19 protein-coding genes and 2 pseudogenes are annotated in these 15,199 nt (G+C 72.5%); 11 read left to right on the top strand and 10 right to left on the bottom strand.

The annotated features are described in order from the left end of the window. Positions 1-40 precede the first annotated feature (40 nt). Both ACIRYZ_RS13135 and ACIRYZ_RS13130 read left to right on the top strand, forming a co-directional pair. Positions 41-244 (top strand): MbtH family NRPS accessory protein, encoded by a 204-nt coding sequence (locus tag ACIRYZ_RS13135; RefSeq protein ID WP_043505857.1) that lies wholly within the window; start codon positions 41-43, stop codon positions 242-244. Between the two features lie 36 nt (positions 245-280). Continuing rightward, positions 281-793: a GNAT family N-acetyltransferase gene (locus ACIRYZ_RS13130; protein ID WP_402942959.1), complete on the top strand. Its 513-nt coding sequence runs from the start codon at positions 281-283 to the stop codon at positions 791-793. Positions 794-862: 69 nt separating this feature from the next. On the opposite strand, the gene ACIRYZ_RS13125 is transcribed toward ACIRYZ_RS13130, so the two are convergent. The 3 genes and pseudogenes from ACIRYZ_RS13125 to ACIRYZ_RS13115 all read right to left on the bottom strand — a co-directional run bounded on the left by ACIRYZ_RS13125 (position 863) and on the right by ACIRYZ_RS13115 (position 2,491). After that, complete coding sequence (locus tag ACIRYZ_RS13125) at positions 863-1,306, bottom strand: PQQ-binding-like beta-propeller repeat protein (RefSeq protein ID WP_402942956.1); 444 nt, start codon at positions 1,304-1,306, stop codon at positions 863-865. Positions 1,307-1,391: 85 nt separating this feature from the next. Continuing rightward, positions 1,392-1,787 (bottom strand): annotated as a pseudogene (locus ACIRYZ_RS13120) (PQQ-binding-like beta-propeller repeat protein); the annotation flags it as partial. A 113-nt stretch (positions 1,788-1,900) separates the two neighbouring features. Further along, on the bottom strand, positions 1,901-2,491 hold the full coding sequence (locus tag ACIRYZ_RS13115) for a TetR/AcrR family transcriptional regulator (protein WP_402942953.1): 591 nt from the start codon (positions 2,489-2,491) through the stop codon (positions 1,901-1,903). A 73-nt stretch (positions 2,492-2,564) separates the two neighbouring features. On the opposite strand from ACIRYZ_RS13115, the gene ACIRYZ_RS13110 reads away from it, so the two are divergent. Next, the gene (locus tag ACIRYZ_RS13110) at positions 2,565-2,717 is read left to right on the top strand and encodes a hypothetical protein (protein WP_402942951.1); all 153 of its coding nucleotides are present in this window, start codon (positions 2,565-2,567) and stop codon (positions 2,715-2,717) included. A 43-nt stretch (positions 2,718-2,760) separates the two neighbouring features. Here the strand turns inward: ACIRYZ_RS13110 and ACIRYZ_RS13105 are convergent, their stop codons facing one another. Next, a complete protein-coding gene (locus ACIRYZ_RS13105; RefSeq protein ID WP_402942949.1) occupies positions 2,761-2,937 on the bottom strand; it encodes an antitoxin in 177 nt (58 codons plus the stop codon). Between the two features lie 264 nt (positions 2,938-3,201). On the opposite strand from ACIRYZ_RS13105, the gene ACIRYZ_RS13100 reads away from it, so the two are divergent. Next, the gene (locus ACIRYZ_RS13100; protein WP_402943428.1) at positions 3,202-4,743 is read left to right on the top strand and encodes a M28 family peptidase; all 1,542 of its coding nucleotides are present in this window, start codon (positions 3,202-3,204) and stop codon (positions 4,741-4,743) included. A 351-nt stretch (positions 4,744-5,094) separates the two neighbouring features. Next, positions 5,095-6,501, top strand: coding sequence for a dihydrolipoyl dehydrogenase (lpdA, locus tag ACIRYZ_RS13095; RefSeq protein ID WP_402942946.1), 1,407 nt, complete (start codon positions 5,095-5,097; stop codon positions 6,499-6,501). Between the two features lie 57 nt (positions 6,502-6,558). Here lpdA and ACIRYZ_RS13090 read toward each other — a convergent pair whose 3' ends face one another. After that, positions 6,559-8,049, bottom strand: coding sequence for an MFS transporter (locus tag ACIRYZ_RS13090; RefSeq protein WP_402942943.1), 1,491 nt, complete (start codon positions 8,047-8,049; stop codon positions 6,559-6,561). Between the two features lie 113 nt (positions 8,050-8,162). Between ACIRYZ_RS13090 and ACIRYZ_RS13085 the strand changes: the two genes are divergently transcribed. Next, entirely contained in the window at positions 8,163-9,029 is an 867-nt protein-coding gene (locus tag ACIRYZ_RS13085) for a helix-turn-helix transcriptional regulator (RefSeq protein ID WP_402942941.1), read from the top strand. Between the two features lie 39 nt (positions 9,030-9,068). Here the strand turns inward: ACIRYZ_RS13085 and ACIRYZ_RS13080 are convergent, their stop codons facing one another. Next, on the bottom strand, positions 9,069-9,404 hold the full coding sequence (locus ACIRYZ_RS13080) for a GNAT family N-acetyltransferase (protein ID WP_402942938.1): 336 nt from the start codon (positions 9,402-9,404) through the stop codon (positions 9,069-9,071). 154 nt (positions 9,405-9,558) lie between these two features. Here ACIRYZ_RS13080 and ACIRYZ_RS13075 point away from each other — a divergent pair, with 154 nt between their 5' ends. The 3 genes and pseudogenes from ACIRYZ_RS13075 to ACIRYZ_RS13065 all read left to right on the top strand — a co-directional run bounded on the left by ACIRYZ_RS13075 (position 9,559) and on the right by ACIRYZ_RS13065 (position 10,580). Further along, positions 9,559-9,849 (top strand): hypothetical protein, encoded by a 291-nt coding sequence (locus ACIRYZ_RS13075; protein ID WP_402942936.1) that lies wholly within the window; start codon positions 9,559-9,561, stop codon positions 9,847-9,849. Between the two features lie 190 nt (positions 9,850-10,039). Further along, positions 10,040-10,156, top strand: a pseudogene (locus ACIRYZ_RS13070) (IS5/IS1182 family transposase); the annotation flags it as partial. Positions 10,157-10,358: 202 nt separating this feature from the next. Then, complete coding sequence (locus ACIRYZ_RS13065; protein ID WP_402942933.1) at positions 10,359-10,580, top strand: transposase; 222 nt, start codon at positions 10,359-10,361, stop codon at positions 10,578-10,580. 105 nt (positions 10,581-10,685) lie between these two features. Here the strand turns inward: ACIRYZ_RS13065 and ACIRYZ_RS13060 are convergent, their stop codons facing one another. Beyond that, positions 10,686-11,315, bottom strand: coding sequence for a TetR/AcrR family transcriptional regulator (locus ACIRYZ_RS13060; RefSeq protein WP_402942930.1), 630 nt, complete (start codon positions 11,313-11,315; stop codon positions 10,686-10,688). 63 nt (positions 11,316-11,378) lie between these two features. Here ACIRYZ_RS13060 and ACIRYZ_RS13055 point away from each other — a divergent pair, with 63 nt between their 5' ends. Both ACIRYZ_RS13055 and ACIRYZ_RS13050 read left to right on the top strand, forming a co-directional pair. Continuing rightward, a complete protein-coding gene (locus ACIRYZ_RS13055; RefSeq protein ID WP_402942928.1) occupies positions 11,379-11,861 on the top strand; it encodes an SRPBCC family protein in 483 nt (160 codons plus the stop codon). A gap of 130 nt (positions 11,862-11,991) precedes the next feature. Continuing rightward, complete coding sequence (locus tag ACIRYZ_RS13050; RefSeq protein WP_402942925.1) at positions 11,992-12,219, top strand: hypothetical protein; 228 nt, start codon at positions 11,992-11,994, stop codon at positions 12,217-12,219. Positions 12,220-12,465: 246 nt separating this feature from the next. Here the strand turns inward: ACIRYZ_RS13050 and ACIRYZ_RS13045 are convergent, their stop codons facing one another. From ACIRYZ_RS13045 to ACIRYZ_RS13035, 3 genes are read right to left on the bottom strand one after another with little or no spacing between them, the layout of a single operon-like run. Next, on the bottom strand, positions 12,466-13,485 hold the full coding sequence (locus tag ACIRYZ_RS13045; RefSeq protein ID WP_402942922.1) for a Gfo/Idh/MocA family protein: 1,020 nt from the start codon (positions 13,483-13,485) through the stop codon (positions 12,466-12,468). A gap of 2 nt (positions 13,486-13,487) precedes the next feature. Continuing rightward, positions 13,488-14,861 carry an amylo-alpha-1,6-glucosidase gene (locus tag ACIRYZ_RS13040; protein WP_402942919.1) on the bottom strand — a complete coding sequence of 458 codons (1,374 nt, stop codon included), beginning with the start codon at positions 14,859-14,861 and terminating at the stop codon, positions 13,488-13,490. Continuing rightward, positions 14,848-15,021 carry a hypothetical protein gene (locus ACIRYZ_RS13035; protein WP_402942916.1) on the bottom strand — a complete coding sequence of 58 codons (174 nt, stop codon included), beginning with the start codon at positions 15,019-15,021 and terminating at the stop codon, positions 14,848-14,850. The genes ACIRYZ_RS13040 and ACIRYZ_RS13035 overlap by 14 nt, the downstream gene beginning before the upstream one ends. Positions 15,022-15,199 lie beyond the last annotated feature (178 nt).

Genomic DNA, 15,199 nt, shown 5'->3' with positions numbered 1-15,199 from the left:
CACCGCCGATGAGGAACCGACGATGACGAAGGAGCAAGACATGGACGAGAACACCCGCTACCAGGTGCTGCGCAACGACGAGGAGCAGTACTCCCTCTGGCCCGTCGACATCGAGGTGCCCGCCGGCTGGCAGCCCGTCGGCAAGGAGGGCACCGAGGCGGAGTGCTCCGCCTACGTCGACGAGGTGTGGACCGACATGCGGCCGCGGAGCCTGCGCGAGCGCATGGAGAACGCCGAAGCCTGACGTGACCGTCCCACGACAACCCCCGAGGAGCTCACCGTGACCCCCGTGCTGCGCACCGAACACCTGGAGTTCGTCCCCTACCGGCCCGAGCACGAGGACGCCTTCGTCTCCCTCCTGCGCAACGCGGAGGTGTGCCGCTGGATGGGCCAGGACCTCGTGCCCGAGCCGCAGATCCGCGCGCTGTTCAAGGCGATCCTGACCGAGGTGTACCCCAAGGAGATGTTCGACGTGTGGGGCCTGTGGCTGGACGGCGCCTACGCGGGCCACGCGGAGGTGAAGCCGACCGGCAACGTCGACGGCCATGAGCTGATCGCCGCCCTCGCCCCGGAGTTCTGGGGCCGGGGCCTGGGCTCCGAGGTGGTCCGCGGCCTGATCCGCTACGCCGCCGATGGGCTCGGCCTCAAGGAGGTCTACGGCCTGGTGGGCGCGGAGAACACCCCGAGCCTGACGATGTGCGAGCGGCTGGGCTTCCGGCACCTGCGCGACTCGGTCGACGAGGACGGCTCGGTGGCGAAGGTGGTGGTCATCTCCACGGCCGACGTGAGGTGACCCGGTCGGTCCGAGGCGTGGTCAGGCCCCCGGCGCGTTCGACCGCGCCGGGGGCCGGAGGGCGACCGTTCAGGCCGAGGGCACGGCGCCGAGGGCGTGGACACCGGTGCGGCTGGCGCGGTAGACCGTTGTTCCGGTGGCGGCGAGGGAGATCCGGGTGAAATCGGTGTCGGAGCGGCGGTGCTCCGGCTCGTCCTGCCAGCGGAGCCGGCCCGTCGCGAGGTCGTACGCGTACAGGCGGTCGTCGTTCGTCCCGACGTACGCGGTGCCGTCGGCGGCGGTCATGGAGCTCTCCCCGCGGCCGAGGCCGACGGGCGTGGTGGCCGTCCAACGGGTGTCGCCGGTGTCCGCGTCGAGCACCGTGAGCGCGTCCCCGCTGAGCAGACAGACCGTCCCGTCGGTGACCACCGGCGGGCAGCTTGTCAGCATCCTCGGCCGCGCGCCGCCAGCGCACCCGGCCGGTCGTCGCGTCCAGCGCGAGGACGGCCGGGTTCCTCGTCTCCGGGCCGTCACAGTCCGCGAGATAGGCGACGCCCTGCCAGACGGCGGGACCGCCCTCGACCTGGACCGCGCGGACGGCGTTCTGCTCCCAGCGCTGCTCGCCGCTGTGGATGTCGAACGCGCGGAGTCCCGTGGGCCGGCCGGGAGTGTACACGGTGTCTCCGGCGACGACCGGTACGCCGGAGCTGTTCGGTGGGCCGCTCCAGCGCAGGCTGCCGTCGGCCACGTCGTAGGAGCGGAGCGTGGTCCCGTAGGGCGCGAGGGCCCCGCCACTGCCGACGGCGGGACCCTGCTCCCACGGGACGTCGCGCCAATCGGGAACGGGCACCTCCCAACGGGCCTCGCCCGACTCCGCGGCGAGGACGTGCACCCGGGTCGGGGTGGTCACGCAGACCACTCCGTCCCCCACGGCCAGCGGCAGCCCGGAGGGTGTGTCGGCGATCTCGGGCGTGCTGACCGCACATGACCTCGCGCACCGATCAGATGGTTGCACCGGTACCGGCACCGGCGCCGGAAGCGGGGTTGCGGCGCCACGGGCCCGACTGCCGTGGCCGGGTCGGTGGGCCGCCGGGCTGGGCGACCCGCTGCGGGCGGGCGTCGACGGCGTCACCGGGTGGCCGGGCCGAGGTGGGCGTCCAGGGCGGCGCGCAGCAGCGGGTCGATGTCCTCACCGTCGGTGACGAGCCGCAGGCTGCCCCAGGCGCGCAGCTGGGCGAGGCCGTGCAGGTTGGCCCAGAGGACGGCGGTGGCGGCGGTCGGGTCGTCGCGCTGCGGGTGGACCTCGGCGACCAGGCCGGCGAAGGTCAGGAACAGCGGCAGGGTGGTGCGGCGCAGCTCGGCGCCGCTGCCCTCCAGGAGGTCGTGACGGAACATCAGCTCGAACATGCCGGGGTTGGCCGCCGCGAAAGCGAGGTAGGCGCGGGCCAGGGCGGCGAGGCGGGTGCGCGCGTCGGTGCCGCTGGTGGCGACGAGGGCGTCGGCGCCCGCGAGGGAGTCGGTGAGCTTCCCGAAGCCGTGCTGGGCGATGGCGGCGAGCAGTTCGCGGTGGGTGGCGAAGTAGCGGCGCGGCGCTCCGTGCGAGACGCCGGCGTGGCGGGCGATCTCGCGCAGGCCGAGCGCGTGCACGCCCTCCCGTGTCACCAGCTCGACGCCGGCGGCCACCAGCCGGGCGCGCAGGTCCCTGTCCTGATCAGTCATAGACACTGTCTACCAGTCAGTAGTAGACAGTGTCTACTCGCGTTCCTGCGGGTGCCCCGGGCAGAATCGGGCAATGGACGAAGGCGGCGAGTCGGCCTGTTGGCTGGACCGGGTGTGCCCGGAGCGCGGACGGCTGCGCGAGCGGCTCGACCCCGGGCCGTGCGAGAACTGCGGCGCGGGCGATGAGAGCGAGCCGTTGGAGCCGTTGGACCGGGGCGACGGCTGAGTGCCGCCGCCCCCGGCCCGGTGAGCGTTTCTGGCCTCGCGTGTTACTGCGGCGGCTCGTCGCGGAACTGTTGCTTCAGTTTGTCCTGAGCTGCGTCGGTCTGGCTGCTGTACTTGCCCTCGGTGCGTTCGTCGAAGGCGTCACCCGCCTTGTCGATGCCCTTCTCGGTCTGCTCCTCGTGCCCCTTCAGCAGGCTCTTGAGCTTATCCAACATGGACATGTGGTCACCCTCCTGGATGAGACGCCCCCACCCCTCCAGGATCACAGCGCAGACCGTCCTGCGCACTTCGCGGCCGCGCGGCGGGCTTGGCAAGGTGATTCCGGTCATGTCAAATCGGGAGTTCACGGACCGTCGGAAGGAGTCGCCTTGAAGCTGCGCAGTCGTCGTCAGACCTCGCCGTTCGACCGTTCCACCCCGTTGGACCACATCGCCCGGATACTGCGCCTGCGCACCGTCCGTCACCGGAGTCGCGCGGGCGCCACGCTGACCGCCGCCGCGCTGGCCACCCCGCTGCTCCTGGTCGGCGCCGGCACCGCGAACGCCGACCCGGACCCGGCCCGCCGGGGCGCGAAGCTCGCCGAGCGGCTGGTCGAGGCCAGCAGCGCCGAGGGCGCGCACGAGACGCTGGCCGCGCTGCAACGCTTCGCGGACCGCAACGGCGGTACCAGAGACGCGGGTTCGAAGGGGCACGAGGAGTCCGCTCGGTACATCTACGAGCAGGCGCGCCGGGCCGGGCTCAAGGCGTCCGAGCAGGAGTTCGAGTACACCTTCTTCCAGGCGCGTTCGGAGCACCTGGACGTGGTGTCCCCGCAGGCCGAATCGGTGAAGGTGATCGCCATGACCTACTCGGTGAGCGGCCCGGAGGCAGGCCTGACCGCCGACCTGGCCGTGGCACCGGTCAGCGCCACCACCGGCTGCGCGCCCGCCGACTACCCGGCGGGCGCCTTCACCGGCCGGATCGCACTGATCCGGCGCGGCGGGTGCAGCTTCGGCGCGAAGCAGGCCGCCGCGGCGGCGGCCGGTGCCGTCGGGGCGGTCGTCTACAACAACGCCGACGGCGACCTGAACGGGACCCTGGGCGAGCCGACCGCCGGGAAGGTGCCGACCGGCGGGATCACCAAGGCCGCCGGGGAGGCGCTGGCCGCGAAGGCCGCCGCCGGGCCGGTGCGGCTCAGGCTCGACATCCGGACCTCCATGGAGCCGCGCAAGACCTGGAACGTCATCGCCGAGACCCGCGGCGGCGACCCGGAGAACACCGTGATGATCGGTGCCCACCTGGACTCCGTCCCCGCCGGGCCCGGCGTCAACGACAACGGCTCCGGCTCGGCCGGCATCCTGGAGGTCGCCAGGAACCTCAGTGTCCGCCCGGTGAGGAACAAGGTCAGGTTCGCCTGGTGGTCCGCCGAGGAGTTCGGCCTCAAGGGCTCCGAGGCCTACGTGAAGTCACTCTCCGAGGCGGACCGGAAGAAGATCCGGCTCTACCTCAACTTCGACATGATCGCCTCCCCCAACTACGCGCAGTTCGTCTACAACGGCTCCGGCAGCGCGGGCGGCGGCGCGGGCCCCGAGGGCTCGGCGCAGATCGAGCGGGACCTGACCGAGTACCTGGACGGCCGCGACCTCCCGCACGACCCCTCCGCCTTCAACGGCCGCTCCGACTACGGACCGTTCATCGACGCGGGCATCCCGGCCGGCGGCACCGACACCGGCGCCGAGGTGATCAAGTCCCCTGAGCAGGAGGCCCGTTACGGCGGCAAAGCGGGCACCGCCTTCGACTCCTGCTACCACAAGGCCTGCGACGACCTGGACAACATCGACATGGACGCCTTCGACGTCAACATCGACGTGATCGCGCACGCCGTCGGCACCTACGCCTGGGACCTCTCCTCGCTCCAGCGGCCGGTACCGGCACAGCAGCCCGGACCGGTCCGGCACCCGGCCGCTCAGACCACGGCCGGCGCGGGTATGAGCGATCCGGGCAGTGCCTCCGGCGGAGCGACCGACGCCCACGAGGTGACCGCCTGACGCCCGGGTGGGCCCGCTGCCGTCCTCGGGCGGCGGGCCCACCCGCCTGCCGTGCGCATACCGTCCATCCGGAGCCTCCCCTCCGACATCGCCCCTGGTGGGGTCGGGTGCGAGTCACCGTAGCGGGCACCACTGACATTGATGCTGATACTCAGGTTCCGGTGGTCCTGGCTCTACCACTGACTGACGCCCTGCTGGGCTGTCTTCGGGTTGTTCTGTCCAATCCGGCCCGGGCCCTGTACGGTGCCGCGCGGAGCGCATCCGCCGAGACCCGGTGGGTGCGTCGAGCCCGGTCCTGACACCATGGGACCGAGATCACGACACCGTGACACCCTCGGAGGAGTCAGCAACATGAGCACGCACTACGACGTCGTCGTCCTCGGCGCGGGCCCCGGCGGCTACACCGCCGCCGTCCGTTCGGCCCAGCTGGGTCTGAAGGTCGCGGTCATCGAGGCCAAGTACTGGGGCGGCGTCTGCCTCAACGTCGGCTGCATCCCCTCCAAGGCCCTGCTGCGCAACGCCGAGCTCGCCCACATCTTCACCAAGGAGGCCAAGACCTTCGGCATCAAGGTCGAGGGCCAGGTGACCTTCGACTTCGGCGAGGCCTTCCGCCGCAGCCGCTCGGTGGCCGACGGCCGGGTCAAGGGCGTCCACTACCTGATGAAGAAGAACGGCATCACCGAGTACGACGGCTGGGGCACCTTCGTCGACGACCACACCCTCCAGGTCGCGCTCAGCGGCGGCGGCTTCGACGTCGTCACCTTCGACCACTGCATCATCGCGGCCGGCGCCACCACCCGTCTGCTGCCCGGCACCAGCCTGAGCGACCGCGTGGTCACCTACGAGGAGCAGATCCTCACCGAGCAACTGCCGGAGAGCATCATCATCGCGGGCGCCGGTGCGATCGGCGTCGAGTTCGCCTACGTGCTGCACAACTACGGTGTGAAGGTCACCATCGTCGAGTTCCTGGACCGCGTGGTCCCGCTGGAGGACGTCGAGGTCTCCACCGAACTCGCCAAGCAGTACCGCAAGCTGGGCATCGAGGTGCTCACCTCCACCCGGGTCGAGTCGATCGACGACAGCGACCCGAACGCCAAGGTCCGCGTCACCGTCACCAAGGACGGCCGGCAGCAGGTGCTGGAGGCCGACAAGGTGCTCCAGGCGATCGGCTTCGCGCCGCGGGTCAACGGCTACGGCCTGGAGAACACCGGGGTCAAGCTCACCGACCGCAACGCCATCGCGGTGGACGGCCGCGGCCGCACCAGCGTCGACCACATCTTCGCGATCGGCGACGTCACCGCCAAGCTGATGCTCGCGCACGCCGCCGAGACGATGGCCGTGATCGCCGCCGAGACCATCGGCGGGGCGGAGACCATGGAGGTCGACTTCGTCATGATCCCGCGTGCCACCTACTGCCAGCCGCAGATCGCCTCCTTCGGCTACACCGAGGCGCAGGCCCGCGAGCTGGGCTACGACGTCAAGGTCGCCAAGTTCCCGTTCACCGCGAACGGCAAGGCGCACGGCCTCGGCCACCCGATCGGCTTCGTCAAGGTCATCAGCGACAACAAGCACGGTGAGCTGCTCGGCGCCCACCTGATCGGCCCCGAGGTCACCGAACTGCTGCCCGAGCTGACCCTGGCCCAGCAGTGGGACCTCACCGTCCACGAGGTCGCCCGCAACGTGCACGCCCACCCGACCCTGGGCGAGGCGGTCAAGGAGGCCATCCACGGCCTGGCCGGCCACATGATCAACATGTGACGCACCACCGATCGGACACCGCGCCCCGCCGGGACCCCGGCGGGGCGCGGGCGTGTCTCACCCACCGGCCGGCTCCCGCAGCGCCCGGTGGGTGAGATACGCCCCCACCGTGGACAGCACGGCGAGGACCGTCCCGAGGACGTGCAGGGCCCCGGTGAAGCCCGCCGTCAGCGCCTCCCGCCGGGCCGGGTCCACCTGGCCCTGGACGGCGTGGGCGGCGAGCCGGGCCGCCTCGGCGCCGGGGAGGCCCGGAAGATGGGCGGCGGTCAGGGCGGTGAGCAGCGCGGCCGCGCCGGAGACCGCGACCGACTCGCCGGTGATCCGCATCGTGTTGAAGACGCCCGCCGCGGCCCCGGCGCGCTCGACCGGGACGGTGCTCACCGCCGCGTCGTCCATCACCCCGAACGCCAGCCCCACCCCGGCGCCGAAGGGCAGCAGCGGCACCGCCAGTGCCGCCCAGGACGCGTCGTCGCGCACCGTGACCAGCAGCAGGGCGCCCAGCGCGATCAGCGCCGAGGCGGCGGTCAGCACCGTACGGACGGACAGCGCCGAGGCCAGCCGGCCCGCCGGCAGCGGTAGCAGCAGGACGGGTGCGGTCAGTGGCAGCAGGAGCAGACCGCTGGTCAGCACGCTGCGACCGCCCACCCCCTGCAGGTAGGCGGGCAGGTAGACCAGCAGCACAACGAAGCCGAGGGTCACGGTGAACGGCTGGCACACCACGGCGAGGAACTCGGGTCGCCGGAAGAGCCGGAGGTCGAACATCGCCCGCTCCGGCCGGCGCAGCTCTACCACCGCGAAGGCGGCCATCAGCAGTGCCGCGCCGACCAGCGGCAGCAGGGTGCTCGGCGCCGTCCAACCGGAGCCGGTGGCCCGCACCAGCGCGAGGGACAGCGCCACGAGCCCGGCGGTGAAGCAGCCCAGCCCGGCCAGGTCGAGCGGCGGGCGGTCCGGGCGGCGGGACTCCGGCGCCCGGGTGGCGCACAGGTACGCGGGCAGGGCCAGCGCCGCGACCAGCAGGAACACCGCCCGCCAGCCGCCCGCCTGCACCAGCGCGCCGGCCGCCGGGGGTCCCACCGCCAGGCCGGTGCCGAAGGAGGTGCCCAGCACCCCGAAGGCCAGCTGCCGGCGCCGCCCTGACGTCGAGTCGGCCAGCACCGCCGCGCCCGCCGCCAGGACGGCCGCGGCCCCGCAGCCCTGTACGGCGCGGGCCGCGTCGACCACCGCCATCGACGGCGCGAGCGCGACCAGCAGGGACAGCGCCCCGACCAGCGCGATCCCGGCCAGCAGCACCCGGCGTCGCCCGAGGCGGTCGGCGAGGCCGCCGGCGGCCAGCGGCAGAGCGGCGAAGGTGATGTTGAAGGCGTTCAGCATCCACTGGGCGGCGTCGGTCGAGGCGCCGAGCCGCGCGGCCATGCCGGGCAGTGCGACGGCGGCGCCGGTCACCGAGAACGGCAGCATCGCGCTGGCGCAGCCGACCGCGCCGACGGTGGCCCAGTAGCGGCCCCGGCCGAGGTCCGCGGTGGTCGGGAGGGGTGGGGAAGTGGTCATGCGCCGATGGTTCGTGGACGGTGACGGCGGATGAAGGGAGTCCCGTTCCCTGGGTCCGACAGGGCCACCCTCAGGCCCCCGCGGCCCCGTTCCGCGCCGCCATACTGGAGCGCATGGCCGACCCGAACCCGCTCGCCGGCAGCCTCGGCGAGTACCTGCGCACCCGCCGGGCCCTGCTCACCCCCGAGGAGGCCGGGCTGCCGCCGACCGGGCGCCGCCGGGTGCCGGGGCTGCGGCGCGAGGAGGTCGCGGAACTGGTCGGCCTCAGCACCGACTACTACGTGCGCCTGGAGCAGGGCCGCGCCGACCGGCCCTCCGACGAGGTGCTGGACGCGATCGGCCGGGCGCTGCGGCTCGGTCCCGCCGAGCGCGCCCACCTGTACGACCTGGCCCGTCCGCCGCGCCGCTCGGCGGCGGGGCGGCCGGCGCCGGGGCGGCCGCAGGAGCTGCGCCCGGCGCTGCGGCGGGTGGTCGAGGCGATGGCGGCCACCCCCGCCCTGGTCATGAACGACCGTAACGACGTGCTGGCGTGGAACCGGCTGGCGGCCGTGCTGATCGCGGACTTCCCCCGACTCCCGCCGCGCGAGCGGAACATGGCCCGCAGGATCTTCCTCGACCCGAACGCTCCCGAGGTCCACCTCGACTGGGCGGAGGCCGCCCGCACCACCGTCGGCATCCTGCGGATGGCCGCCGGTCGTCGGCCGCACGACCCCGAACTCGTCCGCCTGATCGGCGAACTCTCGCTCGGCAGCGCGGAGTTCCGCACCCTGTGGGCCGGCCGCGAGGTGCACGAGAAGAGCCACGGCGCCAAGCGCTTCCACCACCAGGCCGTCGGGGAGATCGCCCTCGACTACGAGAGCTTCCGCGCCCCCGGCGCCGCCCACCACCTGCTGGTGGTCTACACGGCCGCGCCCGGGAGCCGCGCCGAGGAGGCGCTCAGCCTCCTCGGCGCGCTCACGGCGGAACCCGTCGGCCGGTGACCGCCGGGCCCTGGTGGCTGCCGACCGCGGTGCCGTCCGTCAGCGCAGCCGGGTGCGCAGCCAGTCCGTGACCTCCGGGGTGACCGGGTCGGTGAGGTCGGCGAACTCGTCGTGCTTGGTGAGGAACTTGGCCACGTACGGGCAGACCGGCACGATCCGCTTCCCGGCGGCGCGGACGTCGGTCAGCGCCTCCTGGACGAGCTGCCCGGCCAGGCCCCGTCCGGCGAAGGCCTCGTCGACCACGGTGTGGTAGAAGACCCGCTGCGCGTCGCGGTCCAGGTACTCGGTGAACCCGGCGAGCTCGCCGTCGACCAGGATCTCGTAGCGGTGCCGGTCGTCCGTCCGTTGGACGACGGGAGTGCTGGGAGTGCTCACGGTGGAGGCCTTTCGTTCGCGGGGCCCGTACGGGCTTTCGGTGCGGGGCCAGGGTAGCCCCGGCCCCGCCCGGGTCAGGGCAGCAGGAGGATGCGCCCGAGGTGGGAGCGCTCCTCCAGCAGCCGGTGGCCGCTTCGGCGAGCGGGAGGCGGGCGTGCACGGCGGTGCGCAGCCGTCCGGACGCGAAGTGCTCGGCGGACTCCTCGATGTCCCGGCGGGCGAGGTCCGGTCGGGCCGTGCGCCAGGCGATCAGGGAGAAGCCCACCACCGCGCGGAGGCCTGCCTCGCCCAGGCATACGTCGTGGAGCACCTCCATCACCCCGGTGAAGATGAGGACGGCCACGAGAACTGGCCGCCCGCCTATCACAGCCGGCTCGCCGCACTCCTGTCCGAGCGCGCACCCGGCGTCGATGCCATGGCATTCCTGAACTACTTGTGCGAATAACCACGTTGGCTTCTCGCTCGGCATCCGGGGGAAGTTCGTAGGACCGCTGTCGGCGTACTCGGTGAAGTGCTCAGGTAAGAGGCCGCGCAGATAGGCGGCGAGTGAGGCCGGTGGGTAGGCAGGACAGGCACAGGTTCCGTGATCATGGAGTTGCGACGCTCTGTGATCACCGGAGGGACCTGCGCCTGCGCTGTCGTCATGGCTGATCGAACCTCTGTGGGACCAATTCGGGGTCCTGCTGCCGCAGCGGCTGGAGTTCGATCCGGCCCACCCGCTGGGCTGCCACCGACACCGGATCAGTGACCGGCAGGTGTCTTGCGGGAGAGGGACGACGCATGGCGAGCAAGAGTGTTGTGCTGATGACCTGTCAGCCATGGTGGGATGTCGCTAGGCTTCCGCAGCAGGGGAGGCGCCCATGCCGTCAAGTGCCGTACGTGTCACGGCTGCCACTGTCGCCACCGCTGCCGTCCTGGTGTCGGCAGGCTGTTCTTCGTCATCGGAATCACTGAGTGCGGGCGATCAGAGAGTCTGCACGCCGCTGCCGCTACCGAGGACAGCCGAAAGCCCACCTGCAACACGTACTCACAGCCATCGCCGTGAACATCGAACGGCTTAGCGGTCGGCCAGCCACCGAGGAAGCCCCCTCGCCGAGACCACCGACCGCATTCCAGACCTTCCTGGACGAGAACGACGTCCCTCGGCCGAAGTCCTGGCGAACCCTTGGCACTTGAGCCAGATCGTCCAAGATCCCCGACAGAGTCGAGCTAAGTCCGGATGAACGTGCTCAGTCGTCAGGCGACTCTGCTGTCCCGCTCGATGGCCATGGGGGCAGTTCTTCAGCCTGTGGCTGGAGCCGTTGGCGCAGACGCCGACGCCGTAGGAAGCGAGCCGAGCAGTGCGGCGGTGCACTCCTCGGCGAGGTCCTCGGCGTGGACGGGGAGGGGGTCGCCGGCCCGGAGGTGGCGGCGAACCAGTGAGAGGGGCAGGTCGACCACGGCGAGTGCGACTCGCTCGGTGGCCTGCTGGCCTTCGGCGCCCAGGGCAGTGGCGAGGGAGGCGAGGGAGGCGCGCACGCGCTGGTTGCCGCGGTCCGCCCGCTGGAGGTGTTCCTCGGGCCAGTCGGCGCGCCCGAAGTCCTCGGCGCCGTAGAGGAGGAGAGCGGCCTCCTCCGGGTGGGCGCGACTCCAGGCGACGACATGGCGTGCCGCCGCACAGCCCGCCTGCCGAGCGTCGGCGCCTGCGTCGAGGGCCTTGAAGTAGCCCTCCTGGAAGTTCTCCACCGTCCGCAGCCACACCTCGGCGAGCAGCGCGGGTCGTCCGGCGAACCGGTGGTAAACCGAACCGCTCGGGGCGCCCACCTCCGCGGCGACCGCGGACATCGTCACCGCGGCCGGGCCCCCTACGGCGGCCAGTCGTACGGCGGCGTCGAGGAGCTGCTGCACATCGAAGCGGGGTGGTCTTGCCATGAACTAGAGAGTACTCTCCACAATATTAGAGAGATGCCTCTAAAAAGAGCCCGAGGAGGACGCATGGGCGTCTACAACGTGCACGAGCGCCTGCTGGCCGCGAAGCGAAGCGAGGTGGGAGCGCTGATAGACACCCTGGCGAGCAGTGACGACAAGCTCTGGCCGCACGGCAGCTGGCCGCCGATGGCGTTCGACCGCCCCCTGGCAGCCGGGGCGGCCGGCGGGCACGGCCCGGTCCGATACACCGTCACCGCACATGTCCCCTCGCAATGGGTGCGCTTCACCTTCAGCGGGCCGCGCGGCTTCCACGGATTCCACGAATACACCGCCCTGGCCGTCGACGAGGAGCACACGCTCCTGCGCCACACCCTCGCCATGGCTGCCCGCGGCCCGGCGCGCCTCACCTGGCCGCTCATCTTCCGCCCCCTCCATGACGCCTGCCTGGAGGACAGCCTGGACCGCGCCGAACTGGCCTGTTCGGGCGCGGTGGCCCGCCCGGCTCACTGGAGCCGCTACGTACGGCTGCTGCGCGGCCTCATGCGCTGACCACCGGGACGCGCGCTCACGTATGGACCGCACCACAGAGGGTCGACACAGGCGTGAGCGCGCTCCAAGGGGTCGCGGGCAGCCCGAGCGCGGAATTCAGTACATCAAGAAGTGAGTACGCGGAATCCCGGTGACCTGCTCCGGCTGCCGAGCCCGGCGCGACTGGCTGCTGATCAACCACCGCCGCCACGTCTGGATCCGCTGCCGCTGCGGAGCGGAATGGCTGGAGCCGGAGATCACCCGGCGGGACTTCGACGCCATGCTCGCCGACAACCCGAGCTGGACGAACTACCGGACCCTCGACGAGGCCCGATTCGCTCTGGGGTTCGATGGGGTCTTCGCCGGGCTGTACCTGTAGTAACGAGCGGTGCGTAGCTCAGGAAACAGCCCGGCATCGCAGCGGTGCATCCCCCGGTGAGGGGCTACCAGATCCAGAGTGCGAGAAGCCGGGGGCTGCGCGGTGGCCGTCACGCCCTCCGCACAGTCCCCCGTCCTCAACGGCCAGTGGTTCGCGGAGGATGGCCGCCTGGTCTTCCGGATCGACGTGGGCTGACACGGCCCAGCAACCCGTCCCGCCCGGCCCCCTCGTGACAGCCCGGCCCGCTCACAGCGGCGTCGCACCGGCCCCGTCCAGCGCGCCCGGGCGGACGCGGCCCCGGTGCCCACCTGCGGGGTCTGGCCGCAGGTGGCCGCGCACTGCGTCCAGGGTGGCGGCGATCAGCAACGACTGCGCCGGGACGACCAGGTGGACGCCGGTGTCCCCACCCACCGCAGCGTCCACCGCCTCGACCATGAGGCGGTACGGGTCCAACGCGGGGTAGTGCCGCGCTCGTCCGCCGGTGACGGTGAGCGTGCTGGGGGCCGCACCGGCGCAGAAGGCCGGCTGATCGAGGGCGAGCGAGCCGCCGGTGCCGGTGACGGTGAACGTCTCCGACCTGCCGCCCACGAGCGAGCACCCCACCTCGGCGGTGCCCCCGCCCGGGAACTCGAGCAGGAAACGCGTGGCCGAATCGGCCGAGCCGACCTCCCAGTGCTCCTGCTCGGCCCGCACCACCCTCGGGGCCCGCCAGCCGAAGGCGGCCAGCGCGGCGGAAACGGCGTAGTAGCCGACGTCGTAGAGGGCGCCGCCGCCCAGCGCGGCGTCACGCCGGTAGTTGCCGGCAGCCGGAGCGAGCCCGTCGAACCGGCTGGTGACCGTGCGGACGGTGCCGACCGCGCCACCGGCGATCACCGCCTCCAGGTCACGGGTGCGCGGGTGCCAGCGGTTCCAGGCCGCCTCGACGAGCAGCCGGCCGGCGTCACGGGCGGCGGCCGTCATCGCGGCGACCTCGGCGGCGCTCAGACCGAGCGGCTTCTCGCACAGCACGTGCTTGCCCGCGCGCACGGCCCGCTCCACCCACGTTCGGTGCGCGCTGTTGTGCAGCGCCACGTAGACGACCTCCACGCCGGGATCGTCGAGGAGGTCCCCGTAGCGGGTGTACACCCGCGCCGGGTCCAGAGCCCGGGCCCGCCGGGCGTCGCTCGCCGCGACGGCGTGCAGACGCGGTCGGTCGGCCGCATGCACGGCGGGTGCCAGACTGGAGGCCGCGATCGAACCGGCGCCCAGAAAACCCCAGTTGGCCACGGTCACCCCTCCCGCACCGGATCGGCCGCCATCGCCGAGGCGAGATCGAGGACCAGCGAACTCCACCCGAAGGAACGCGCACCCTGCCCCGCGGCGTCCTCCGGGTCGTAGCACTCCCGCGTGGTGTCGCAGCCCGCGACGAACACACAGGTACGCGCCGCGAGCGTGTCGGCCTCGGCACGGTAGCCGCGCCCGCGCAGCCCCCAGTACAGGTACCAGTTGAGATTGACCCAGCTGGAACCACGGAAGATCGCCCCCGTGCGGAACGAGGGATCGTAGGACGGCTCCGTGGCCGCGACGCTGGGAACCGGATACGGTCGCCAGAACTCCCGCTCCTCCAGCAGGTGCTGCTCGATGACCCGGCGCGCGACGGCCTCCGGCACCGAGTCGAGCACCACGGGCAGCAGCGAACTGGCGGTGAGGACCGCACTGCGCTTGCCGGCGACCAGGTCCAGGTCGTGGAAGACGCCGGCCTCCTCGTCCCAGCAGTGCTTCATCAGGGCGTCGCCGACCGCCCGGGACTCCTCGGTCAACCGCTGTGCCGTACGCCCGTCGGGCCCGTCCGTACGCCCGTCGGGCCGGTCCGTACGCCCGTGGGGCCCGCCCGTACGCCCCCCGTGTCCGCGGCCGTTGGTGCCGGCCGCGCGGACCAGGCGGGCCAGGCAGGCGAGCCCGTCCGCGTAGACGGTGTTGACCAGCACGTCGTTCCAGACGAACAATTTTCGGGTGCGCAGCGGGGTTTCGGGGGTGCGAGCCGGTGAGGAGTAGGCGGTGATCAGGGAGCGCATCGCGTCGTGCCAGGCGGTGTGCACGGTGTGCGGGACGGCCGTGTGGATGCCGAGGGCGGTGTCGTACTTGGGGCTGCTGTCCAGTCCGGACTCGTCGGGCTGGTAGATCTCCAGCAGTCCGGTGCCGGGGCTGGTGCGGTGGGACTTGAGCCAGTCGAAGAAGGCGAGGGTCGGTGGCAGGACGCGGCGCAGCCACAGGGTGTCGCCGGTGGCCCGGTAGACGTGTTCGACGGCGCGTGCCACCACGGGCGGGGCGATGGTGACGGAGCGCCATCCCTGCCACAGGTCGATCCTGAAGTCCGCGGTGGCGCGTGGCCGTAGGTCGTCCTGCCACAGGACCATGTGGGGCAGGAAGCCGGTGGGGGTGACCGCGCCGAGGAGGGTGCGCAGTTCGTCCTGGGCCCTGCGCGGGTCGAGGTGGCTGAGGGCGATGGCGTGGAAGCTGCTGTCCCAGGCCCACTGGAAGGGGTAGCTGTCAGGCGAGGGGCAGGTGAAGTCATAGCGGCGCTGGGCGGCTTGGGAGAATCCGGTGCGGTGGTTGCGGGCGAGGGTGGCGCGGGCCCGCGCGCAGCTGTCAGTGACGGACATGGCGGGTGGCTCCCGAGATCGAGGCGGTGGCTGGGGCCGGGTGCGCGCGCCGGGCGGCGAGCAGCAGGGCGGCCGCGGGCAGCAGGCAGCCGGCGAGGCCGAAGGCCGGGCGGACGCCGAGGTGGTCGGAGAGGGTGCCGAGCAGCAGTGGGGCGAGCATGATGCAGGCGCTGACCGTCAGTTGGACGCGGGCCGTGGCGCGGGGGGGGGGGGGGCCCCCCCCCCCCCCCCCCCCGGGGGGGGGGGCGCCCCCCCGGGGGGGGGGGCCCCCCCCCCCCCCCCCCCCCGGCCCCCCCGCCGGGCCCCGGGGGGCGGGGGGCCCCCCCGGCGGGGGGCCC

It is taken from the genome of Kitasatospora sp. NPDC101155, assembly GCF_044768305.1.
GTDB lineage: Bacteria > Actinomycetota > Actinomycetes > Streptomycetales > Streptomycetaceae > Kitasatospora.
Note: the sequence above shows the minus strand (reverse complement) of the source record. Positions and strands in the feature narration are given on the sequence as shown.